Annotated in this window: 22 protein-coding genes; 10 read left to right on the top strand and 12 right to left on the bottom strand. The window is 65.4% G+C overall.

Annotated features, from left to right (window positions below):
* Positions 1 to 67 precede the first annotated feature (67 nt).
* Genes ABIE56_RS00225 through ABIE56_RS00210 form a run of 4 tightly spaced genes read left to right on the top strand, consistent with a single transcriptional unit; the run spans position 68 to position 3808 of the window.
* Positions 68 to 2485, top strand: coding sequence for a DEAD/DEAH box helicase (locus ABIE56_RS00225; RefSeq protein WP_429241813.1), 2418 nt, complete (start codon positions 68 to 70; stop codon positions 2483 to 2485).
* Complete coding sequence (locus ABIE56_RS00220) at positions 2482 to 3429, top strand: ribonuclease H-like domain-containing protein (protein WP_429241812.1); 948 nt, start codon at positions 2482 to 2484, stop codon at positions 3427 to 3429. Before ABIE56_RS00225 ends, ABIE56_RS00220 begins: the two co-directional genes overlap by 4 nt.
* 51 nt (positions 3430 to 3480) lie before the next feature.
* Complete coding sequence (locus ABIE56_RS00215; protein ID WP_429241811.1) at positions 3481 to 3639, top strand: hypothetical protein; 159 nt, start codon at positions 3481 to 3483, stop codon at positions 3637 to 3639.
* 16 nt (positions 3640 to 3655) lie between these two features.
* The gene (locus ABIE56_RS00210; RefSeq protein WP_429241810.1) at positions 3656 to 3808 is read left to right on the top strand and encodes a hypothetical protein; all 153 of its coding nucleotides are present in this window, start codon (positions 3656 to 3658) and stop codon (positions 3806 to 3808) included.
* 100 nt (positions 3809 to 3908) lie between these two features.
* Here ABIE56_RS00210 and ABIE56_RS00205 read toward each other — a convergent pair whose 3' ends face one another.
* The gene (locus ABIE56_RS00205; RefSeq protein WP_429241809.1) at positions 3909 to 4490 is read right to left on the bottom strand and encodes an FMN-dependent NADH-azoreductase; all 582 of its coding nucleotides are present in this window, start codon (positions 4488 to 4490) and stop codon (positions 3909 to 3911) included.
* Positions 4491 to 4620: 130 nt separating this feature from the next.
* On the opposite strand from ABIE56_RS00205, the gene ABIE56_RS00200 reads away from it, so the two are divergent.
* The 3 genes from ABIE56_RS00200 to ABIE56_RS00190 are packed head-to-tail and all read left to right on the top strand — an operon-like array spanning position 4621 to position 7592.
* Positions 4621 to 5649, top strand: a complete 1029-nt coding sequence (locus tag ABIE56_RS00200; RefSeq protein WP_429241808.1) for a LysR substrate-binding domain-containing protein — start codon at positions 4621 to 4623, stop codon at positions 5647 to 5649.
* 9 nt (positions 5650 to 5658) lie between these two features.
* On the top strand, positions 5659 to 6804 hold the full coding sequence (locus ABIE56_RS00195; RefSeq protein ID WP_429241807.1) for a pyridoxal phosphate-dependent aminotransferase: 1146 nt from the start codon (positions 5659 to 5661) through the stop codon (positions 6802 to 6804).
* Positions 6792 to 7592, top strand: coding sequence for an amidohydrolase (locus ABIE56_RS00190; protein ID WP_429241806.1), 801 nt, complete (start codon positions 6792 to 6794; stop codon positions 7590 to 7592). Before ABIE56_RS00195 ends, ABIE56_RS00190 begins: the two co-directional genes overlap by 13 nt.
* Positions 7593 to 7601: 9 nt before the next feature.
* Here ABIE56_RS00190 and ABIE56_RS00185 read toward each other — a convergent pair whose 3' ends face one another.
* From ABIE56_RS00185 to ABIE56_RS00170, 4 genes are read right to left on the bottom strand one after another with little or no spacing between them, the layout of a single operon-like run.
* On the bottom strand, positions 7602 to 8705 hold the full coding sequence (locus tag ABIE56_RS00185) for a C13 family peptidase (protein WP_429241805.1): 1104 nt from the start codon (positions 8703 to 8705) through the stop codon (positions 7602 to 7604).
* Positions 8689 to 9372, bottom strand: coding sequence for an acireductone synthase (mtnC, locus tag ABIE56_RS00180; RefSeq protein ID WP_429241804.1), 684 nt, complete (start codon positions 9370 to 9372; stop codon positions 8689 to 8691). The genes ABIE56_RS00185 and mtnC overlap by 17 nt, the downstream gene beginning before the upstream one ends.
* A gap of 53 nt (positions 9373 to 9425) precedes the next feature.
* Entirely contained in the window at positions 9426 to 9995 is a 570-nt protein-coding gene (locus ABIE56_RS00175; RefSeq protein WP_429241803.1) for a 1,2-dihydroxy-3-keto-5-methylthiopentene dioxygenase, read from the bottom strand.
* The gene (locus tag ABIE56_RS00170) at positions 9992 to 10636 is read right to left on the bottom strand and encodes a methylthioribulose 1-phosphate dehydratase (protein ID WP_429241802.1); all 645 of its coding nucleotides are present in this window, start codon (positions 10634 to 10636) and stop codon (positions 9992 to 9994) included. The genes ABIE56_RS00175 and ABIE56_RS00170 overlap by 4 nt, the downstream gene beginning before the upstream one ends.
* A gap of 139 nt (positions 10637 to 10775) precedes the next feature.
* On the opposite strand from ABIE56_RS00170, the gene ABIE56_RS00165 reads away from it, so the two are divergent.
* Complete coding sequence (locus ABIE56_RS00165; RefSeq protein ID WP_429241801.1) at positions 10776 to 11111, top strand: high-potential iron-sulfur protein; 336 nt, start codon at positions 10776 to 10778, stop codon at positions 11109 to 11111.
* Between the two features lie 316 nt (positions 11112 to 11427).
* On the opposite strand, the gene ABIE56_RS00160 is transcribed toward ABIE56_RS00165, so the two are convergent.
* The 3 genes from ABIE56_RS00160 to ABIE56_RS00150 all read right to left on the bottom strand — a co-directional run bounded on the left by ABIE56_RS00160 (position 11428) and on the right by ABIE56_RS00150 (position 15629).
* Entirely contained in the window at positions 11428 to 12867 is a 1440-nt protein-coding gene (locus ABIE56_RS00160; RefSeq protein WP_429241800.1) for an amino acid permease, read from the bottom strand.
* Between the two features lie 93 nt (positions 12868 to 12960).
* Positions 12961 to 14451, bottom strand: coding sequence for an amino acid permease (locus ABIE56_RS00155; protein WP_429241799.1), 1491 nt, complete (start codon positions 14449 to 14451; stop codon positions 12961 to 12963).
* Positions 14452 to 14660: 209 nt separating this feature from the next.
* Positions 14661 to 15629 (bottom strand): hypothetical protein, encoded by a 969-nt coding sequence (locus ABIE56_RS00150; protein WP_429241798.1) that lies wholly within the window; start codon positions 15627 to 15629, stop codon positions 14661 to 14663.
* Between the two features lie 156 nt (positions 15630 to 15785).
* Here ABIE56_RS00150 and ABIE56_RS00145 point away from each other — a divergent pair, with 156 nt between their 5' ends.
* Positions 15786 to 16328 (top strand): NUDIX hydrolase, encoded by a 543-nt coding sequence (locus tag ABIE56_RS00145; RefSeq protein ID WP_429241797.1) that lies wholly within the window; start codon positions 15786 to 15788, stop codon positions 16326 to 16328.
* 105 nt (positions 16329 to 16433) lie between these two features.
* On the opposite strand, the gene ABIE56_RS00140 is transcribed toward ABIE56_RS00145, so the two are convergent.
* Positions 16434 to 16961, bottom strand: a complete 528-nt coding sequence (locus tag ABIE56_RS00140; protein WP_429241796.1) for a 3-hydroxyanthranilate 3,4-dioxygenase — start codon at positions 16959 to 16961, stop codon at positions 16434 to 16436.
* 107 nt (positions 16962 to 17068) lie between these two features.
* Here ABIE56_RS00140 and ABIE56_RS00135 point away from each other — a divergent pair, with 107 nt between their 5' ends.
* The gene (locus ABIE56_RS00135; RefSeq protein WP_429241795.1) at positions 17069 to 18343 is read left to right on the top strand and encodes an NAD(P)/FAD-dependent oxidoreductase; all 1275 of its coding nucleotides are present in this window, start codon (positions 17069 to 17071) and stop codon (positions 18341 to 18343) included.
* A 72-nt stretch (positions 18344 to 18415) separates the two neighbouring features.
* On the opposite strand, the gene ABIE56_RS00130 is transcribed toward ABIE56_RS00135, so the two are convergent.
* From ABIE56_RS00130 to ABIE56_RS00120, 3 genes are all read right to left on the bottom strand, one after another.
* A complete protein-coding gene (locus ABIE56_RS00130) occupies positions 18416 to 19378 on the bottom strand; it encodes an MBL fold metallo-hydrolase (protein WP_429241794.1) in 963 nt (320 codons plus the stop codon).
* Positions 19379 to 19503: 125 nt separating this feature from the next.
* Complete coding sequence (locus ABIE56_RS00125; protein WP_429241793.1) at positions 19504 to 20712, bottom strand: acetyl-CoA C-acyltransferase; 1209 nt, start codon at positions 20710 to 20712, stop codon at positions 19504 to 19506.
* A 51-nt stretch (positions 20713 to 20763) separates the two neighbouring features.
* The gene (locus tag ABIE56_RS00120; RefSeq protein ID WP_429241792.1) at positions 20764 to 23133 is read right to left on the bottom strand and encodes a 3-hydroxyacyl-CoA dehydrogenase/enoyl-CoA hydratase family protein; all 2370 of its coding nucleotides are present in this window, start codon (positions 23131 to 23133) and stop codon (positions 20764 to 20766) included.
* Positions 23134 to 23145 lie beyond the last annotated feature (12 nt).

Here is a 23145-nt window from a genome sequence, read left to right as displayed (position 1 = left end):
GGGGCGGTCGCAGGATCTGAGACGGGGCGGGCCCATAAACGGGCCTCCCCTTTGTGCCCGACCCGCCATGGCCGCCTACCTCCAAGCTAAGCGCAACGACGAGGCCGATGCGGCGCTCGCTACCCACCACGATGGCCGCACGCTGGCCCACCGGTTAACCGACAAATACGGCGACCGGGTCGCCACGGCGTTCACGGTCTTTGGGCGCGAGGGCAGCTTCGTGCCATTGCCGGCCGACCTCCCGCCATCGCTCGCCGCGGCGCTCGCTGCCCGGGGTATCGAGCGGCTTTACTCGCATCAGCAGGAGGCCTGGGACGGGGCCCGCGCTGGCAAGCATGTCCTGGTCGCCACGCCGACCGCCTCCGGCAAAACGCTCTGCTACACGCTGCCCGTCGTGTCCTCGGTGCTCGAGGCGGGCGCCAAGGCCCTGTACCTGTTCCCGACCAAGGCGCTCGCCCAGGACCAGGTGGCCGAACTGCTGGAACTGAACCGGGCAGGGGACCTGGGGGTGAAGGCATTCACCTTCGATGGCGATACCCCGGGCGATGCGCGCCAGGCCATCCGGCTGCATGGCGATGTGGTGGTAAGCAACCCCGACATGCTGCACCAGGCGATCCTTCCGCACCACACCAAGTGGGCGCAATTCTTTGAGAACCTGCGTTACGTGGTGATCGACGAGATCCACACCTACCGTGGTGTATTCGGCTCACACCTGGCCAACGTGCTGCGCCGGCTGAAGCGGATATGCGCGTTTTACGGTGTGCGCCCTCAATTTATCCTCTGTTCGGCCACCATTGGTAATGCGACGGAGCACGCCGAGGCATTGATCGAGGACGAGGTGCTAAGCGTGGCAACCAGTGGCGCGCCCAGTGGCGACAAGCATGTGCTGCTGTGGAACCCACCTGTCGTCAACCCGGATCTCGGCTTGCGCGCCTCCGCTCGCTCGCAAACGAACCTGATCGCGCGCGTGGCGATCAAGGCAAAGATGAAGACGCTGGTTTTCGCGCAGTCGCGGCTGATGGTTGAGGTGCTCACAAAGTACCTGAAGGATGTGTTCGACCACGATGCGCGGAAGGCGCCGCGCATCCGCGCTTACCGCGGCGGCTACCTGCCAACGGAACGCCGTGCGGTCGAGCGCGAAATGCGTGCGGGCAACGTCGATGGCATCGTGTCCACATCGGCGCTGGAGCTGGGCGTGGACATCGGCAGCCTCGATGCCGTCGTGCTGAATGGATACCCGGGCTCCATCGCCGCCACGTGGCAGCGTTTCGGCCGTGCTGGCCGACGACAGCAGCCATCGCTTGGCGTGCTCGTGGCCACCAGTGCACCGCTCGATCAGTACCTGATGCGGCATCCGGCCTTTCTTACCGAGGCCAGCCCGGAACACGCGCGAATCCAGCCCGATCAGCCGCTCATCCTCCTCGACCACATCCGCTGCGCAGCATTCGAGTTGCCGTTCGTCGGCGCCGATCCATTCGGTCCCAATGATGCCGAGCCCTACCTGCAGGTATTGCAGGAAGCCGAAGTGCTCCACCGTGAAGGCGAACGCTGGGAATGGATTGCCGATAGCTATCCCGCGAACGCGGTGAGCCTGCGTTCGGTGGCGGATGGCAATTTCGTGGTCGTGGATCGCACGGAAGGGCGCCAGTCGATCATTGCGGAAGTGGATTACTCGGCGGCGGCACTGACCTTGTACGAAGGCGCCATCCATATGATCCAGAGCGTTCCGTACCAGGTCGAGCGGCTGGACTGGGAGGGGCGCAAGGCGTATTGCACGCGTACCCGCGTCGATTACTACACCGATGCCATCGACTACACGAAGCTCAAGGAACTGGAGTGTTTCGATGGCGCCCATGCGGGTGAGGGCACGGCGCGCCATGGTGAGGTGCATGTGGTTCGCCGCGTATCGGGCTATAAGAAAATCCGCTATTACACCCACGAGAACATTGGCTACGGGCCGGTCAACCTGCCGGATCAGGAGCTGCACTCGACCGCGGTGTGGTGGCAGTTGCCGCAGGGGGTCCTCGATAGCGCATTTCGTTCGCGGCAGCACGCACTGGATGGCTTCCTTGGGGCCGCGTATGCGCTGCATACCGCTGCTGTCGTGGCAGTCATGGCTGAGCCGCGCGATCTGCAGAAGGCCGTCGGGTCGGGCGATGGCGGCTGGTCGGCGCAAGTCGATACGGGCGGGCGCGGGCAAATCCGTGCGCCCGATGGCTCGCTGGCCTTGCCCGATGCGTTCGAGCGGTTCCTGCCGACGGTCTATCTCTACGATAACTTCCCCGGCGGTGTCGGGCTCAGTGAGCCGCTGTTTCGCCGGGCGCCCGAGTTGGTGCGGCACGCGCTGGCAACCGTGCAGGGGTGCGAGTGCAAGGCGGGCTGCCCGGCCTGTGTCGGTCCGGTGCTTGCTGCTGATGAGCATCGCGATGACACGCCGCGTTCGCTGGCGGTGAAGGTGCTGGCGTTGCTGGGGGCGAATGCGTGAGTGACCTGGCCGCAAAGCTCGCCGCGCTGCGCAAGCAGGCCGGCGGGCAGGGCGCCACCGTTGCCCATGGCGGCGCGGGAGCGAGGGCTGCTGCCGGCGTCGTCCCGGCTGTTGCCGGAGCGCGCGCGATCGCCGGAGCGGTGGCTCCAGCCATCGCTCCGGGTGTGGATCTGGCGGCTTTGCGCCGCATGGCCGGTGTGCGCGATCGCCTCGGCATCGTCAAGGCGGTGACGCCGCGGGCCATGACGCGCGATGTGCCCGGTGAAGAAATCGCACCCGGCCTGCGCTATCTCGAGTACGCCACGGTGTGGCCCGAGCCACCGGAGGAGTTCGACCTTTCGTTTGCCCGGTTGACCACGGCGCGCCGTGAACACCTGCTGCACTTCGATACGGAAACGACGGGCCTGGCCGGCGGCACGGGCACGCGCGCGTTCATGATTGGCGCCGCCGACTGGCATGGTGGCCGGCTGCGCGTACGCCAGCTCTACATGACGAGCATGGCGGCGGAAACGGCGATGCTCAACGTGTTCGCCAGTTGGGTCGGCGTCGAAACGGTGCTGGTGAGTTACAACGGCAAATCGTATGACGCGCCGCTGCTGTCGACGCGCTACCGGCTGGCACGCCTTCCGAATCCTCTCATGGGTCTCACCCACGTCGATCTGCTTCATCCCATGCGCCGCCGTTTTCGCCACGCATGGGAGAACTGCAAAATGCAGACCGCCGAACGCAAGCTCCTGCGGATCGTGCGCGAGGATGACTTGCCAGGTTCCGAGGCACCCCGGGCGTGGCTCACCTACTTGCGCGGCGGCTCATCGATCGATCTGATCCGTGTCGCTGAACACAACCTGCAGGATGTGCGCAGCTTGAGCGGATTGCTGGTGGAGGCGCATGGGTGGGCCGCGCTCGATGCGCAGGCCGCTTCGCCGGCCAGTAACGAAAAATAGACGTCGCGCCGCGCACGCTCGCGGACGGAATGTAGGTCAGGAGACGTGGCGATGAATGAACCGACCAAGCCCTGCGACCACACCGGCTGCGGATGCCAGGTGCCCGTATCGCGAGACTACTGCAGCGAAGCCTGCCGCATGGCGGCCGAGACGCAAAACGTGGGTGGCGCGTGCGAGTGTGGCCATGCCGCCTGCCAGCAGCGGCACTGATGCGGAGGAGAGACGTATGACCACAACGAACGATGGTAAGCAGGAAACCCCAGGTTACAAGGAAGATAACCCCAAGCCCCGCACCGGTAAGGAGCACATTCCGGGCGAAGGCCACCCGAAGGAACACCAGAACATGCCGGAGAAAAAGCCCGGCAAGCAGGGCAGCTGAGCTGCCTGGCCATCGGGAAAAGCGATCGCGCGCAAGCGCGCTCCTACAGTCCGCCCGTCGCGTCGTGTAGGAGCGCGCTTGCGCGCGATGCGCTGTACGGTTACGCCGCCTTACGCAGCAGCCCGCCAATACCGGCCACGGCGGTCTCGACCGCCTGGGCCTTGTGGTCATCGCTCATGGCCACGCCTTCGGCGCGGACAAACTCGATGTCGGTCACGCCAAGGAAGCCCAGCACCGCACGCAGATACGGCTCCTGGAAGTCCATGCCAGCGGCCGGGCCGGCGCTGTAGATGCCGCCGCGGCTCGACGCGATGATCACGCGCTTGCCGCCAGCCAGGCCCTCGGGGCCATTCGCGGTGTAGCGGAAGGTCTTGCCGGCCACGGCGATGCGGTCGATCCAGGCCTTCAGCGAGCTGGTGATGCTGAAGTTGTACATCGGGGCGCCGATCACGACGACATCGGCCGCCAGGAATTCTTCCATGACCTTGGCCGCTTCGGCGGCGTTCGGGTCGTCTTCGCCGGCCGGCAGGCCCCAGTGGGCGAGCGGGGCGGCATGCAGGTCACGGTAGGTGACTTCGGTGCCCGGGTGGTTGTTCACGAACTCCGAGACGATGGCCTGGGTCAGGCCGCGCGAGACGGAATGGGCGCCCAGGGCGCTGGCGTCAATGTGCAGGAGTTTCATGGCAGGTCCTCGTTTCGTCGGTCCCGCGGAGAGCGGGAATGAGGAAAAGGTACGCTTCGGACAATCAATTGATTAGTCGGCATGGAGTAGACTGATTGTTCCGGATAGGAAACGACCGAGGCATGCCCTGATGGAAGGCGCCCTGCAAGACCTGAATGACCTGTATTTCTTCGCGTCCGTGGTGGAACACGGTGGCTTTTCCGCCGCCGGCCGCGCCCTGGGCATCCCCAAATCGCGCCTCTCCAAGCGGATCGCCCAGCTGGAAGACCGCCTGGGGGTACGCCTGCTCCAGCGCACCACGCGCCGTTTCGTGGTTACCGAGATCGGCGAACGCTTCTACCAGCACTGCCGGGCGGTGCTCGAGGAGGCCAAGGCGGCCCAGGATGCCGTGGACGAGCTGCGCACCGAGCCGCGCGGCATCGTCCGGATCAGTTGCCCCATTTCCATCGCCCAGAACATCGTGGGGCCGATGCTGCCGGCCTTCATGCTGGAGCACCCCAAGGTGCAGGTCCGCCTGACCGCCACCAACCGCCGCGTCGACCTGATCGGCGAGGGGTATGACGTGGCCGTGCGCGTGCGCGAAAAGCTGGATACCGACGCCACCCTCGTCCTGCGCAGCATTGGCTATGCCCGCAGCCTTCTGGTCGCCAGCCCGAAGTTCCTCGATAGCCACGGCCGGCCGAAGTCGCTTGAAGAGCTCGCGCAGCTCCCGGCCCTGAGCATGTACGAGCACGAAGGTGCCCAGGTCTGGGAGCTGGTGGATTCCAACGGCAAGAAGGCGGCCGTGGAGGTGAAGCCACGCCTCGTGAGCGGGGATTTCACCGTGCTGATCGCCGCCGCCGTGCAGTGCTGCGGCGTTGCCCTGCTGCCGGAGGACTACTGCGCGCCCATGCTGAGCACCGGCCAGCTGGAGTGGGTGCTGCCCGAATACACCACGGCCCAGGGCACGCTCCACTTCGTGTACCCGAGCCGGCGCGGCCTGCTGCCGGCCGTGCGCAGCTTCGTGGATTTCCTGGCCGAGCGCCTGCCCAAGGCGCAGGCGGAGTTCCACAAGGATTGCGAGAAGGTGGCGGCCGACCCGGCCAGCAGGGGCGCGGTTGCCATGCGCCGCATGTTAGGATCGGAAAATACGGCCGCGTTTGGCCGTCCAAACGAATAAGGGCGTTCGATGCAGATCGAAACCAAGCTTCCCAAGGTCGGTACGACCATTTTCAGTGTCATGAGCCAGCTTGCGCTGGAACACAAGGCCGTGAACCTGGGCCAGGGCTTTCCGGATTTTGAGCCGCCGGAGCCCCTGCGCGAAGCGATCACGCGTGCCATGGCCGAGGGTAAGAACCAGTACGCCCCGGGTGTTGGCATTCCGAAGCTGCGCGAACAGATCGCACTGAAGACCGAGCGCCTGTACGGGCACCGGGTCAGCCCGGATACCGAGGTCACGGTAACCTCCGGTGCCACCGAGGCCTTGTTCTCGGCGATCGCCGCCGTCGTGCGCGCGGGCGACGAAGTGATCGTGTTCGATCCGTGCTACGACAGCTACGAGCCGGCCATCGAGCTGCAGGGCGCGACGGCGGTGCATATCCCGCTGGAGCTGCCGTCGTTCGGCATCAACTGGCAGCGCGTGCGCGAGGCGATCACGCCGAAGACGCGCATGATCCTGATCAACTCGCCGCACAATCCTTCGGGCGCGGTGCTATCGCGTGCCGACCTGGACGAACTGGCCGCCATCATTCGCAATACGGCGATCGTGGTGCTTTCAGATGAGGTGTACGAGCACATCGTGTTCGACGGCGCGGACCACCAGAGCGTGCTGCGTCACGAGGAACTGGCCGCGCGCAGCATCGTGGTGTCGTCGTTCGGCAAAACCTTTCATTGCACGGGCTGGAAGGTCGGCTACGCCGTGGCGCCCAAGGTGCTCACCGCCGAATTCCGCAAGGTGCACCAGTACCTTACCTTCTGCACGTTCAACCCGGCCCAGTGGGCATTCGCGGAATTCCTCGAATCCACGCCCGAGCATTACCTTGAGCTGCCGGCGTTCTACCAGGCCAAGCGCGATCGCTTTCGCGAGCTCCTTGCACCATCGCGGCTGAAGCTGCTCGATGTACCGGGCGGGTATTTCCAACTGGTGGATTACAGCGCTATCCGCGACGTCGATGACATCAATTTCAGCGAATGGCTGGTTCGCGAAGGCGGTGTCGCCGCCATCCCGCTCAGCCCGTTCTACGAGACGGCACCGGACACGCGCCTGGTTCGCCTGTGCTTCGCCAAGAACGATGCCACCATGGAAGCCGCCGCGGAGCTCCTGTGCAAACTCTGACCGTTTCCCTCGTCCAGGGCGCCACCCGCTGGCACGATGCGCCGGCCAACCGTGAGTATTACGGCAGCCTGGTGCGCGGTGCGCCGCAGAGTGATCTTTTCGTGCTGCCGGAGACCTTCCTCTCCGGCTTTACCAACGACACGCTGGGCAACGCCGAGACGATGGATGGCGAAAGCGTGGCCTGGCTGCGCGCGCTCGCCACCGAGGTGAACGCGACCATCACCGGCAGCCTGGTGATTCGCGAAGGCGAGACGGTCTACAACCGCCTCCTGTGGGTTTCGCCCAACGGTGACCTGGCGTACTACGACAAGCGCCACCTGTTCCGCATGGCGGGCGAACATACCCGCTATGGCGGCGGCCGCGAGCGGCTGATCGTGGAGCTGAAGGGGTGGCGGATCCTGCCGCAGGTCTGCTACGACCTGCGTTTCCCGGTGTGGCTGCGTAACGGCCGCAACGAGGGCGCGGCCGGTGGCATGGATTACGACCTTTCGCTATTCGTGGCGAACTGGCCGTCGCCACGCCGCGGGCCGTGGCGCACGCTGCTGCGCGCCCGCGCCATCGAGAACCTGGCGTACACGATCGGTGTTAACCGCGTGGGCGTGGATGGCAACAACCACCCGTACGCCGGCGACAGCGCCATCATCGATCCGGTGGGCGAGCCGCTGATCGAGCTTGGGCCGGTGGAGCAGGTCGTGACGGTGAACATCGACCCGGCGCCGCTGGTTGCCCATCGGGAGCGCTTTCCCGCGTGGATGGACGCCGATGCGTTCGCCCTGAAAGCGGATTAAGCCGCGGGGCTATTTGCTCGCTGGAGCGAAGGGCACCGCGGGCCCGATTTTGGCTACCTTCCGCCACGCCGCGAGCTTGTCTTCAATCCCGGCACCGATATCGATCTGCGGCTCCGAAGGGGTCACCGAATCGCGTTTCTCCCAGCCCGCGATTTCCACCTTGGCCCTGTTGAACGCCTCGACGAAATCCGGCGTCGCCTTCAGGCCATCCGCCAGCCACGCATGGCCGAAGTAGGTGATATCCGAATCGGTGCCGCAGCCGAACGAGGTGCGATCGGTACGCGCCGAGGCCAGCACCAGGCTGCCGTCGCCACGTAGCTTGGGTAGGTAGCCGCCGGAGTAGCAGGCGTTGACCACTACCACTTTCCAGCGGAAATCGTGCTTGGCCAGGATCTGTGCCAGGCCATCCGGGTCGAGCTGGTCGAGGGGGATGGGGTCCATGTCGACCAGCAGGCTGTGATCGCTGCCGCCATGCGTGGCGATGTACACGAGGAGGATGTCCTCCTTCGGGTTCATTACCTTGGCCAGGCCATCCACTGCGCCTTCGAGGTTGGTCCAGCTCGCCAGCGGATGGCTCGCCAGCGTGGCCGGGTTGTTCTCCAGCACCAGTGTGTGGGCGGGGCTGCCGAAGCGCGTGGCCATGAGCTTGTCGAGGTATTCGGCTTCGTTGCGAAAGACGTCCTCGGAGCCATCGGCGCCGAACGCCAGGGCGTACACATTGGGCTTGCCTGGGGTGCGCTTCGCAAGGCGCCCCAGTGCCGCATGCAGCGCCTCGGGCTGGGCGGCGAATACCTGCTCGGGTGATGGGGCATCCTGCGGCCAGCTATCTACGTCGAGCTGGGCACCCTGGTCATCTTCGGCGTCGGCATCGGGATCTGGGGCGGTCGAGGCTGGAGCCGGCACGGATGCCGTGTCGGCCGTCACGGCGCGTGCGGCCGCTGTCGTGGCGGTGGTCGCGGCAGCGGGTGCGGCTACGGGCTCAGTCGGCGCCACGCCCGTGACCACGGGCCGCGGCCCGAAGTTGAGGATCGCTGCGGTCAGCAACGCTCCGGCAATGAAGCCGGCGAGCGTGTAGATCGCCGTCCGGCGGCGTGGATCAAGGCTGGATGGCATTGAAATCGGCCACGGCCGGGTGGCCGGCGTCAACCATGGGCAAAGGCGGGCGAACCAGGTGGGTGGTGCGCATGCCTGCCTCGCGCGCGGCATCCAGCTCTTCCCTGATGTCGGAAAGGAATAGCACCTGGGCCGGCGGCAGGCCGATCGCCCCGGCAATGCGGCGGTAGGATTCAGCGTCGCGCTTGTGACCCGTCTGCGTGTCGAAGTAACCCGAGAACAGTGGGGTCAGGTCGCCGCTCTCGCTGAAGCCGAACATCAGCTTCTGCGCGGGTACCGAGCCCGATGAGTACACGTAGAGCTGGAGGCCCTGGTCGTGCCATGCCTGCAGGCGGGTGGCTACCTCGGGATACATGTGGGACACGTAGGCCTTTGCTTCGTAGCCTTCGCGCCAGATCATGCCCTGCAGGGCCTTTAGCGGGGTGGCCTTGCGGTCCTCGTCGATCCAGCGGATCAGCAGGTTGATGATCTCGGTGCGCGACGCCTCGACGATGCCCGCTTCCCTGGCCGCCTCGTGCAGCCAGTGCTGCACTTCCGGCTCGTCCGCGTGGGTTTCCACGAAGGCGGGCAGGTGCTGCCGGGCGTACGGGAAGAGCACATCCTTCACGAAGTCAATCGAGCTGGTCGTGCCCTCGATGTCGGTGAGGACGGCGCGGATATCGGACATGGGGAAAACCTGCGGATCGGGGAGATCCGCAGGATAGCCGAGCCGGGAGCCCTTTACGACGCGTTAGCGGCCGACGGATGCGGGTCCATTCGCGGAAAGCGCTCGGCGATGTCCTCGCCGGTGAACTTCGCGACCCACCCTTCGGTATTCGTAAACAGGCGAATGGCCACGAAGTAGGGTGACACGCTCATATCGAACCAGTGCGGCGTGCCATCGGGTACGCCGATCAGGTCGCCCTTTTCGCACAGCACCTCGTAGACCTGGCCATTGATGTGCAGGGTGAACTGGCCGGCACCGGCGACGAAGAAGCGCACCTCATCCTCGCTATGCGTGTGCTCGTTCAGGAACTTTGAGCGGAACGCGGCGCGATCGGGGTGATCCGGCTTGAGGCTGATGACATCCACGGCCTGGTAGCCGTTCTCCTGCATCAAGCGATCGATATCGCTGCGGTAGGCGGCGATGACCTCGTCCTGCGTGGCGCCGGGCTGGATCGGCTGGTTCGCCTCCCATTGCTCGAAGCGCACGCCAACGGTGCCCAGGGCGGCAGCGATGGCGGCGTGGTCCTCGAGGACCGCTACCGGGGTGTCATGGTTGGCATCGTCGTAAATACGTAGACGGCTCACGGGGAAAGCCTCCGAAGGTCGAGTTCGCAGCCCAGCAGGAATTCCAGGGCCTCGAGGTGGCGGCGCGTCTCGGCCATGTCACGGCCCCAGGTATAGATACCGTGGCCATTGATCAGGTAGGCGTAGAGCGGCTTGCCGCTATCGATCCAGGCATCGACCTGGGCCTCGAGTTCGGGCATGTGCTGGGTGTTGGGGAAAACGGGGACATCGAGCACGCTTTCGTGCGTGGTATAGCCGGAGATGGCCTTTTGCAGCTCCCAGCCTTCCAGGTGCACGCGGCCCTCGGCGGCGAACAGGCGGGAGGCCACGCTCTGGGTCCGTGAGTGGGTGTGCAGCACCACGTTGGCGCCCGGGTAACGCTTGTAGATCTGGGTATGCAGCCCGGTCTCGGCCGAAGGGCGCGCATCGCTGCCCACGGCCTTGCCGTCCATGTCCACCACCATGATGTCGTCGCGGCCCAGGCGGCCCTTGTCGCGACCCGAGATCGTGATGGCGGCCAGGTCATCGTCCAGGCGCATCGAGAAATTACTGCTCGTGGCGGGCGTCCAGCCAAACGCGGCCAGCTCGCGCGCGGCGTCCGCAATGGCGTCAGCGCGTGCGGCGAGCAGGGCAGGGTCGATGTGGTCGAGGGTCTTGGTCATGGGTTTGGACGTCTAAATCGAAGGGCGACTATACCATGGGGGTGTTTCAGCGCTGGTTCCACGTCGTCTGCGAAAATGCGAACCATTTCAGTTTTGCGATTTGCGTAGGATGCGGGCATCCCCTGCAGAAGGCTGATCCATGTCGCAGAACGACCATGACAACATCGAGGGCCGCCGCCGTTTCCTCAAGGCTGCCGCTGGAACTGTAGCCGCCGCCACCGTACTCGGCGGGCTCCCCCGGCTGGCCGGGGCGCAGGACCTGCCGCACCTTTCCCCGTCTGACCCCACGGCCTCGGCCCTGAAATACGTCGAAGACGGCAGCAAGGCCCAGGGCAAGAAGGCGCCGGGTGATGCTTGTTTCAACTGTAACTTTTACCAGGGCAAGGCCGGTGGCGCCTGGGGCCCGTGCCAGCTGTTCCCGGGCAAGGCCGTCGCGGCGAAGGGCTGGTGCGTGTCTCACGCCGTCATGATCTGAGCACCGCGCCGCCCGGCGGGTTCAATCCGGAAACAGAAAGGCCAGCCGCAGGGCTGGCCTTTTCATTGGGTGAAACAAAATGCTGCCCAAGCGCGCCAGGCCGAGGAGCTGACCCGCCTGACGCGCTGGGCGGCAATCCGGGGCCCACTGCCAAGTGATTTACCCACGGAACCGGGATCATACTCCCCTCCGGGCGCGACCGGCCAATGGCAGTTAAATGACGATGTTGTTTTTGCGCCTTCTGTCGCAAAAACAACAAGTTAAGCGAAAGTGTTAAAGCTTCGTTGGAGAAGCGCGCCTGTGTGCGATCCGGGCCTCAGGAGGGCCGTCGCAGACGACTGTGCCGGTAGCTATAAGCGAAGTACACGACGACACCAAGCACCGTCCAAACTCCCATCAACACCCAGTTGCGAATGCCCATCGACCACAGCAGGAAGATGCAGCTGAGCACGCCGAGTGCGCACGTCACGGGTGCGAACGGCACGCGGAACGAGCGCGGAATATCCGGTGCGGTACGACGCAGGATCAGCACGCCAATGCATACCGCACTGAACGCGACCAGCGTGCCCATCGACGTGAGATCGCCGAGCAGGTTGAGCGGGAACACGGCAGCAAGCGCCGCGATGCCCACGCCGGTAATGATCGTGTTGAGATGCGGCGTGCGGTACTTCGGATGAATGGTCGTGAACACTTTCGGCAGCAACCCGTCGCGGCCCATGATCATGAAGATGCGCGGCTGCGCAATGATCATGACCAGTACGACGGACGACAGGCCGATGAGTGCGCCGACTTCCACGATGCCGCGCAGCCAGCTCAGTTCCGGATGGTTGCGGATGGCGGTGACGACGGGCTCGGCGGTATCGAGCTGCGCGAACGGCACCAGGCCGGTCAACACCGCGGCCATGGCGATATAGAGCACGGTGCAGATGCCGAGCGATGCGAGCGTGCCGATCGGCATGTCGCGCTGCGGGTTCTTTGATTCCTGCGCCGCCGTGGAGGTGGCCTCGAAACCGATGTAAGCGAAGAACACCATCGACGCGCCGCGCAGGATGCCCGGCCAGCCGTACTTGTCGCCGCCCTGGTTTTCCGGAATGAACGGATGCCAGTTGCTGGTATCAATGTGGCTTGCGCCAACGATGATCACCACGATGATCAGCGCGACCTTGAGCAGCACCATGGCCATGTTCAGGCCGGTGGATTCCTTGATTCCCACGTAGCAAAGCCAGGTGAGCGCCAGCGTGATACCCACGGCAGGCAGGTTGAACAGCGCGCCGGTGGTCACCAGGTGGCCGTCGACGAAATCCAGCGGCGCATTGGTGAGCGCCGGTGGGATGTGGATGCCGACATGGTCGAGCAGGCTCACGAAGTATCCGGTCCAGCTCACCGCCACGGCGGAGGCGGAGACGCCGTACTCCAGGATGAGGTTCCAGCCGATGAACCACGCGGCGCCTTCGCCCAGCGTGGCGTAGGCGTAGGAATAGGCACTGCCTGAGACCGGGATCAGTGAAGCGAACTCGGCGTAGCACAACGCGGTGAACACGCTGCAGATGGCCGCGAGGATGAAGGAAAGGATGATGGCCGGGCCAGCATGCTCTGCCGCGGCCACGCCCGTGATCACGAAAATGCCGCCGCCGATCACCGCGCCAATGCCAAGCGCCGTCAGCCCCCAGGGCCCCAGTGTCCGTCGCAGGGCGGGACCGTGGGCATCATCGGGTTCGGCTTGCGGGCTTTTCTTGGCGAGTAGCTGTTTGAGCATGGAGGGCTCGGATCAAGGTGGCGAAAGGGAGGATAGCTTTAAAACAGGGAAGGCCGGCGAGTGATCGCCGGCCTTCCCGGGTGGTTCTGTGAATCAGCCGAGCGACTTGCGCAGCTTGCTGTGCGCGTAGCCGTAGCCGAAGTAAATGAGCTGGCCGATGATGATCCAGCCGACCATCAGGCGCCAATGTTCTTCAAACGCCTGCCAGAACAGGTAGATGCAGGCGAGGGCGCCGAAGATCGAGATCGGCCACACCATCGGTACGCGGAAGCTGCGCGGCAGGTCCGGGCGGGTGTAGCGCAGGATCAGGATGCCGATGCACACCGTGGCGAAGGCCAGCAGCGTACCCATGGAAACCAGCTCACCCAGCACGCTGACCGGGAACAGGCCGGCCATGGCGGCGGCGGCGACGCCCACGATGATCGTGCCAAGGTACGGCGTGCGGAACTTCGGATGCACCTTGGCCATGCCCTGCGGCAGCAGGCCGTCGCGTGCCATGGAGAAGAAGATGCGCGGCAGGCCCATCAGCATCACCAGGATCACCGACGAAAGGCCGGTGATGGCGCCAACCACCACGATGAACTTCAGCCACGACAGCTGCGGGTACAGGCCCAGGGCGGTCGCCACCGGCTCCGGCGTGTTCAGGATGCGGAACGGCGCGATACCGGTAAGCACCAGGGCCACGGCGATGTACAGCACGGTGCAGATGGCGAGCGAACCGAGGATGCCGATCGGCATGTCGCGCTGCGGATTCTTTGCTTCACCTGCGGCGGTGGAGACCGCATCGAAGCCCACGTAGGAGAAGAACACGATGGTGGCGGCGCGGAAGATGCCGCTCCAGCCGAACACGCCTTCGCCTTCGTTCGGCGGGATGAACGGATGCCAGTTCGCCGGGTTCACGACCTTGATGGCGAAGGCCAGGAACAGCAGGATGACGGTGACCTTGATCGTGACGATGATCGAGTTGACGAAGGCCGACTGCGTGATACCGACGTAACACAGGCCCGACAGCGCAGCGATGATGACGACCGCTGGCAGGTTGATCAGTGCGCCGGTGGCCTGGATGTGGCCTTCGACGAACTGGAACGGCGCCGACGACAACGTGGCGGGCAGGGTGATGTCGCTGCCGATCAGGCCGCCGATCAGGCCAAGCAGTTCGTTGAAGTAGCCCGACCAGCCTGCGGCGACCGTGGCCGCGGCGAAGAGATACTCGAGGACGAGGTTCCAGCCCACGAACCAGGCGACGTACTCGCCGAGCGTGGCATAGGAATAGGAATAGGCGCTGCCCGAGACCGGCAGCATGGCCGCAAACTCGGCGTAGCAAAGGCCGGCCAGTGCGCAGGCGAAGCCTGCGATTATGAAGCTGATAACGAGGGCGGGGCCGGCGTGCATCGCGGCCGCCTGGCCGGTGATGACGAAAATACCCGCACCGATCACGGCGCCGATGCCGAGGAGAATCAGGTGCTTTGCGGTGAGTACGCGCTTGAGGCCGCCATCGCCGTGGGCGCCGGTCTCAATATGCTCACCAGCATCAACGTGCGGCGCGGCCTCGATGGGATGCGTCGCGAACAGGTGTTTCAACATGTGTCTCCCCTACTGCCGGAAGTGCTCTTTATTATTGGGACCGCCGTGGCAGCCATGATGGAACGCCGCCCCCGGTGAGTCGGCACGGCACCATAGCCCAGCGGGGCACGGCCGTACAAGCTGCATTGCGAGGCCTTCCAAGGCCTTGCACGGAGGGCGGCGGAAGTCACCATGACTTACGGCGGTTGTGATGGAACGAGGGTGGTGTGTCAGAACACCATATTCAGTGCGGCTTGCGGTGCCACGTACGCAGGCGCATTGCGTCCTGCGACGGTGAACTGCACGCCCGCGATGAGGCCCAGGGTGGAGCTGAAGTGGTATTCCACGGCAGGCGCGAGGCTGAGTTCTTCCGTGGGGTTGTGATCGTGGTGGCGATAGCGCCCCCACGCGTCACTCCCGGCCACATGGACCGTGCCGGTGCGATTGAGGATGGCTTCACCCACCAGGACCCACTGCGCATTGAGTGCGTACTCGGCGGCGGCGGAGGCGCTCCACGCCTGCCCCTGGCGCACGGTGCCATGGAAGCCGCGACCGGTGCCGTAGACACTGCTGCCATGGACATGAATGCGCCCTGGTGAGGGGCTCCACGCGACCTGGCCGCGCCAGCGCAGCGCCTGGCCATCGGGCAGCCACTGCAGCTTTTGCACGCCGTAGGCCAGTGTCGTGCGCGCCATGCCATTGCCGAGGCCGTTCAGCGGATTGGTATCCAGGTGGTGGTATTGGCCCGTCGGCAGTCGCTGTGCGAGCGAGACCGCCGTCACCCAGCCGGTGCCATCACCGGCGTCCGTCAGCCGTTGCTGGAGCCTGAGGGCAGAATCGCCCATGCGCATACCGTCGGTATGGCCGCCGTGGGTTGAGGTACGGCCGGCGCTGAGGGTTAGCTGTAATGCGGTGGTATCGCCAAGGCCGTAGATCATGGGCAACGCTACCTGCCATTGGCGCGCGTGGTCGTGGCGGGTGTGGCGTGCACCGGCGTTGCCGTAGTGGCCGCGCACATTGGTATAGATGAGGTATGGCTCGACGTTGAGCATGCCGGCGGGCAGGGTGTTGACGGCCGGGGTTACCAGGGGGCCGGTGAAGTTGGGTGCCGGGTGTTCGCTGCTGGCGAGCGCGGTCGCGGGTGCCACGGTGAGCAGAAGGATGGCGTAGAGGGTATTGCGAGAAAGGCGGGACGACATGCGCGGCTCCATGCATGGGGCAGCTGTGCGGCTGCGGGAAGGTCGGTGCGCTCCTTGCGCACCCAGCCATGCTAGGGAGAGGCGGATAGCCAGCGACATCGGATATGTCTGAAAATGGCGTGCGAAAATACGCTCATGCTCAGTCGGAATTCCCTGATGGATCCCTTGTTTGTGCCCCTCGCCACCGCCCTGGTGGCCTACGCCGGCCGCCATCCCGGTGAATCGGATGTCACGCATTTCACCCGGTGGCTTGCCACCGAGGCACAGCCGTTCCACCGCGAAACGCTCGCGGGGCATTTCACGGGCTCGGCGTGGCTGGTAAGTGCGGATGGGCAGCGTGTGCTGCTGATGCACCACCGCAAGCTGCAGCGCTGGCTACAGCCGGGCGGCCATGCCGATGGCGAGGCCGACCTGGCCAGCGTGGCGCTGCGCGAGGCGGAGGAAGAAACGGGGCTGACCGATCTGGAGGTGATACCAACGCTGTTTGACGTCGACCGGCACGTCATCCCGGCTCGCGGGACGGAGCCGGAGCACTGGCACTACGACGCGCGCTACGTGGTCGTGGCGCGGGGTTCGGAGGCGTTCGCCGCGAACGAGGAATCGCTTGGGCTGGCGTGGCGCGATATCGCGGATATTGCCGTGGATGAGGCGAGCGACGAATCGCTGCGGCGCATGGCACGCAAGTGGCTGGCACGCTGAGCTGTTACGTAGGCGCGCTATGGTAGGAGCGCGCTTGCGCGCCATGGGGGCTCGCCGTGCGCCCTATCGCGCGCGAGCGCGCTCCTACAGGGGCCTGGTGGCGGCTTACGCCTCGGCGTACCGGGCAGGCGCGGGGTGCACGGTGCCGCAGTTGGGGCAGGTGCGGGCCTGTTCGTCGCGGTAGAAGGTATCGAATACCGGTGGGAAGTCCGATTCGATGCTCTTGAGCTCGAAGTAACGCTCGAACAGCTTGGTGTTGCAGTTCTCGCAGAACCACATGAGGCCATCGCGCTCGCCGTTGAGCCGGCGGCGCTCGATCACCAGGCCCACCGAGTTGGGCATGCGCTGGGGCGAGTGCGGCACCCGTGCCGGCAGGTAGAACACCTGGCCCGCGCTGATCGGGATGTCCTTCGCCATGCCCTCGTCCTGCACCTTCAGCACCATCTCGCCCTCGAGCTGGTAGAAGAACTCCGGGCCTTCGTCGTAGTGGTAATCGGTGCGCGCGTTGGGGCCACCGACGATCATGATGATGAAATCGCCATCCACGATGCACTTGTTGCCAACGGGAGGCTTCAGCAGGGCGCGGTGCTCGTCGATCCAGCGCTGCAAATCGATGGGAGGCGTGAGGCTCATGCGGCGGGCTTCGTGGAGTGGTTTGCGGATGATACTCCCGCCCGGGTACTTCCCGGCGGGCTCGCCGTGTCGTACAACGACCCTCCGTTCTGTCAGGATTCCCTTACATGGCGTCGTGGTACCACGCCCGCCAGGCCGCCCCCACGCCCCGTCCAGCGCCGCAAGGCAAACGGGAGGCGGCGGTCGTCGTCGTGGGCGGTGGCTTTGCCGGCTTGAACACAGCCCTTGGCCTGGCGGCACGCGGTGTCCGGGACGTGGTACTGCTTGAGGCCCAGGCCATCGGCTTCGGCGCATCGGGGCGGAATGGCGGGTTTGTGTTCGCCGGGTATTCACTGGGCGAGCGAGCACTGCTCGAGAAGCTCGGTGAGCCAAGCGCCCGCGACCTGTATGGGCGAACCGTTGCGGCGGTGAACCTGATCCGCCAGCGCATCACGACGCTTGGCATCGCATGCGACATGGTGGATGCGGGCGTCGTCTGGGCTAACTGGTTCCGTGACGCGAACCTGCTCAGTGCACGCCAGAAACTGCTTGCGGAGCACTACGGTTCGGAGTGGCAATGGATTCCGGCGGATGCCATGCACGAGTTCGTCCACAGCCGCCGATACCACGATGGCCTGTACGAGCGGAACGCGCTGCATATCGATCCGCTGGCGTATGCCCGCGGCCTGGCGCAAGCGGCGGAAACGGCGGGCGTGTCCATCCACGAAGGCTCACGTGTGCGCATGCTCGAGCGTCGCGGACCGCGCTGGATACTGCGGGTTGGCGATGCGGAGATCGAAACGCCGAACGTGGTACTCGCGTGCGGCGGCTATCTGGCAGGCCTTGACCGGCGTATCGATCGTGCCGTATTGCCGATCGCGACGTATGTGATGGTGACGGAACCGTTGGGCCCGCGGCTTGCCGAGTGCCTGCGCACGCAGGCAGCGGTGTACGACACCCGCTTCGCGTTCGATTACTACCGGCCGCTCCAGGATACGCGACTGCTTTGGGGTGGGCGCATCTCGGTGCGTGACCGCAGCCCGCGCGCCGTGCAGAAGCTGCTCACCCACGATCTCGAAAAGGTGTTCCCGACCTTGAAAGGCGTAAAGGTGGAGCACGCATGGTCAGGGCTGATGAGCTACGCCCGGCATGAGATGCCCCAGGTGGGTACGCATGGCAACGGCCTGTGGTACGCGCAGGCCTTTGGCGGCCATGGCCTGGCGCCGACGTGCGCGGCGGGCGAGACGTTGGCTGATGCGATCGCGTCGGGTGAGAAATCGGTGCCAGCCTATGCGGCGTTCGGCTTGGAGCCGGTGCACCGGCCGTTTGGGTATCTGGCGGCGCAGGGTACTTATTGGCGGATGGAGTTGGCGGACTGGTTCAAGGCGCGGCTGGAGGGCTAGCGAGGCTCGTGTAGGAGCGCGCTTGCGCGCGATCCACGTTCTCGCAAGCACCCATCGCGCGCAAGCGGGCTCCTACAGTTTTGCCGCCTTATCTAGCCAAACGACGATGCCCTGCGCATTTAGCTTGATGTCGATCCGGAGGAGTTTGGTGATGTCCTCCGTGCTCATGGCCACGCCGTGCTTTTTCGCCCGCCCCACATACAGGTCGGCGAACGCGGCAGCGATGCGCGCCTCGCGGTCCGGATCTTCCGCGTGACGCTTCGCGATCGCCACCATGGCATCGATCTGTTCGTGCAGGTCCCGCGCCAGGCGCTTCACGTCCTCGACCCGGTCGTAATGGGTGAGGTACATCGCCTGTGGCTCGTAGCGCATCATGCGCTCGATGGAGGCGTGCGCTTCGTCCGGATCGAACTGCACCGGGGAGGTGGTGGGGATGATGAAGGGTCCGTTGGCTGTATCGAATTCGCGGTACGACAGGCCGAAGATGTCGCCAGTGAAGAACGCGCTGGCACGGTCGTCATGGATGGCGATATGGTGCTTCGCATGGCCCGGTGTATCCAGGCAGAGCAGGGCGCGGCCCGCCAGGTCGACAACGAAGCCATCCGTCGCCTCGATAACCCGATCCTTAGGCACCGGCACGATCGTGCCGTAGTCACGGCGTACGGCCTCCTCGCCATAGACCCCGGTGGCGCCGGCGATCAGTACGGAAGGATCCATCATGTGCCGCGCGCCGCGCGGATGCACCGCAAGCATGGCGTTTGGCAGGTGCTTCATGAGCTCGCCGGCACCACCGGCGTGGTCCAGGTGGACGTGGGTGAGTATCACCCAGTCGATATCCGCGGGCCGCAGGTCGGCGGCGTGAATCGCGTCGAGGAAGCGGGGCACGGAATGCGTGGTGCCGCTATCGATGATCGCGCCCCGGCCGTGCTCCACCACCAGGTAGGCGGCGTCGAACGCCGGGCGGCCGAAGCCGGTGTCGATGGTGTGGATGCCGTGCATGGGCAGGAGCCTACCGCCGATGGGTTCGTCGTGCATCTGTAGGAGCGCGCCTGCGCGCGAAGAGGGGTAACGCGCGATGGGCGTGGCGTCGTGGCTTCACGGCTTTACCGCTTCACCGCTTCGTTGGCTTTTCGCGCGCAAGCGCGCTCCTACATTTCTTTTTACAGCGCTTCGAAGATGCCGGCGGCGCCCATGCCGGTGCCGATGCACATGGTCACCATGCCGTACTTCTGCTTGCGGCGGCGCAGGCCGTGGATCAGCGTGGCGGCGCGGATGGCGCCGGTGGCACCCAGCGGGTGGCCGAGGGCGATGGCACCGCCCAGCGGGTTCACCTTCGAGGTATCCAGGCCGAGGTCGCGGATAACCGCCAGCGCCTGGGCAGCGAAGGCCTCGTTGAGCTCGATCCAGTCCAACTGGTCCTGGGTGATGCCGGTCTGCTTGAGCGCCTTGGGAATCGCTTCCTTCGGTCCAATGCCCATGATGTCCGGCGCCACGCCGGCCACGGAGAAGCCGACGAAACGGGCCAGCGGAGTCAGGCCGTAGTCCTTGATCGCTTTTTCCGAGGCGAGCAGCAGTGCACCGGCGCCGTCGGACATCTGCGACGAGTTGCCCGCGGTCACCGACCCGCCGAACTGGCCGTTACGGAACACCGGGCGCAGCTTGCCGAGCACCTCGAGCGAGGTATCGGCACGCGGGCCTTCGTCGATCGAGATGATCCGGCGGTCTTCCTTCACCGTACGGTTCTTAAGGTCCGGGTAGCGGTCGTCGAGCTGGAACGGGGTGATCTCGTCCTTGAACTCGCCGTTCTGGATGGCGGCCAGCGCGCGCTGGTGCGACTGCAGCGCGAACGCATCCTGGTCTTCGCGGCTGACCTTCCAGCGTTCGGCCACTTTCTCGGCGGTGATGCCCATGCCGAAGGCGATGGCGCGGTTCTCGTCGTTCTCGAAGATCGCCGGGTTCATGGCGATCTTGTGGCCCATCATCGGCACCATGCTCATCGACTCGGTACCGCCGGCGAGCATCAGGTCGGCTTCGCCCAGGCGGATGCGGTCGGCGGCCATCGCAATGGCCTGCACACCGGAGGAGCAGAAGCGGTTGATGGTAACGCCTGGCACCTGCTCGGGCAGGCCGGCCAGCAACACGCCGATGCGCGCGACGTTCATGCCTTGCTCGGCTTCGGGCATGGCGCAGCCGATGATCGCGTCGGCGATCAGCGCCGGGTCGATGCCGGGCGCCTGCTCCATGACGCCACGGATCACGTGGGCGAGCAGGTCATCGGGGCGGGTGTTGCGGAATACGCCGCGCGGCGCCTTGCCAACCGGCGTGCGGGTGGCGGCGACGATGTAGGCGTCTTGCACTTGCTTGCTCATGGGGTGGTTCCTAATAAGTGGGCAGGTCGTTGGCGTAGAGCGCGAATCGCGTCAGTTACGCAGCGGCTTGCCCGTCGTCATCGTGTGGGCGATGCGGGCCTGGGTCTTTTCGGTCTGGGCCAGCTCGACGAAATGCTTGCGCTCGAGCGAGAGCAGCCACTCTTCATCCACTGCCGAACCGCGTTCGATACGGCCGCCCGAGAGCGTGTCGGCGATGCGGCTGGCAATGTTGATGTCGTGCGGGGAGGCGAAGTAGCCCTCGGCCATGTTGGCCAGCGACGACTTGAAGGTGGCGGTGCTGGTATCGCCCGCGGCCGGGATGGCGCGTGCCGGCATCGGCGGACGGTAACCGGATTCAGCCAGCGCCCGTGCCTGGGCCTTCGCCACGTGCAGCAGTTCGTACGCGTTGAAGACCACGATGTCCTCCTTGCGCAGCAGGCCGAGCGTCTTGGCCTCCAGTGCGCTGGTGGATACCTTCGCCATGGCGACGGTCTCGAACACCTTCTTCAGGTACTCGAACGGATCTTCCGGGTTGGCCTGGGCGGCGCGCACGGCCAGCTCTTTCAGGCCGCCACCCGCCGGGAGCAGGCCCACGCCGGCCTCGACCAGGCCGATATAGCTTTCCAGCGCTGCGACGGTGCGCGCCGAGTGCATCTGGAATTCGCAACCGCCGCCCAGTGCCAGGCCGCGCACGGCGGCCACGACCGGCACCAGCGAGTACTTGATGCGCATGCTGGTGGCCTGGAAGTTCGCCACCATGGCTTCGAACTCAGCCAGCTTGCCGGACTGCAGCAGGCCCAGCGCACCCTTCAGGTCCGCACCGGCCGAGAATGGCTCGGAGGGCTGCCACAGCACCACGCCGCGGAACTGCTGCTCTGCCAGGCCGATAGCGTGCTGGATGCCATCGAGCACGTGGTCGTTCACCGTGTGCATCTTGGTCTTGAACGAGATCACGCCAATGTCGTCGCCGGTGGTCCACAGCCGCACGCCATCGTTCTCCCACACCGTGGTGCCCTGGTCGAACTTCTCGCCCAGGATCGGATCCGGGAACGCCTGGCGGGCGTAGACCGGGTGGGTGGAGCGCGGCTTGTCGGCGTTGGCGCTGGCCGAGTACGAGCCGGCCTTGCCGTGCACGCCGGTGCGGCCATCCGTAACCCATGCCGGCAGCGGGGCGCTGCTCATGGTCTTGCCGGCGGCGATGTCCTCGGCGATCCAGCCGGCGATCTGCTGCCAGCCGGCCGACTGCCAGATCTCGAAGGGGCCGAGCTTCCAGCCGTAGCCCCAGCGGATGGCGAAATCGACATCACGTGCCGTCTCGGCGATATCGGCCAGGTGGAATGCGGTGTAGTGGAAGAGGTCGCGGAACACGGCCCACAGGAACTGGGCCTGCGGATCGGATGAGGCGCGCAGCCTGGCAAACTTCTCGGCCGGATCCTTGATGGCCAGGATGGCGGCGACTTCATCGGAGGCCTTGCCCTCGGACGGACGGTAATCCTGCTTCTGCAGGTCGAGCACCACGATGTCCTTGCCGGCCTTGCGGTAGAAGCCCGCGCCGGTCTTCTGGCCCAGGGCGCCCTTGTCGATCAGGCCCTTCAGCCACACCGGCGGCTGGAAGTATTTATGCCAGGGGTCATCGGGCAGGGTATCGCCCATGGTCTTCACCACGTGGGCCAGCGTATCCAGGCCCACCACGTCGGCGGTGCGGAAGGTGGCGCTCTTCGGGCGGCCGATGGCCGGCCCGGTCAGGGCGTCCACCGTATCGAAGCCCAGGCCGAACTGCTCGGTGTGGAACATGGTCGAGAGCATCGAGAACACGCCGATGCGGTTACCGATGAAGTTCGGCGTGTCCTTGGCGAACACGACGCCCTTGCCGAGCGTGGTGGTGAGGAAGGCTTCAAGGCCTTCAAGCACGGCGCCGTCGGTCAGCTTCGTCGGGATCAGCTCAACCAGGTGCATGTAGCGCGGCGGGTTGAAGAAGTGCACGCCGGTGAAGCGGTGGCGCATCTCTTCCGGCAGTGCCTCGGCCAGGCCGTTGATCGACAGGCCGGAGGTGTTGCTGGCCAGCACCGCGGTCTTCGACACGTGCGGGGCGATCTTCTGGTACAGGTCCAGCTTCCAGTCCATGCGCTCGGCGATGGCTTCGATCACCAGGTCCACATCGGCCAGCTGGGCCAGGTCATCTTCGTAGTTTGCCGGGATGATCGCGGCGCCCAGCGCCTTCTCAGCCAACGGGGCCGGGGAAAGCTTGGCCAGGTTGGCAATGGCCTTGAGGGCGATGCCGCTCTTCGGACCTTCCTTGGCAGGCAGGTCGAACAGGACGGTTTCCACGTTGGCGTTCGTCAGGTGCGCGGCAATCTGCGCGCCCATGACGCCGGCGCCGAGTACCGCGGCCTTGCGAATGCGTAGCGGTGTTGCGGTCATGGTGATCTCCAG

The organism is Luteibacter sp. 621 (genome assembly GCF_050435445.1).
GTDB lineage: Bacteria > Pseudomonadota > Gammaproteobacteria > Xanthomonadales > Rhodanobacteraceae > Luteibacter.
Note: the sequence above shows the minus strand (reverse complement) of the source record. Positions and strands in the feature narration are given on the sequence as shown.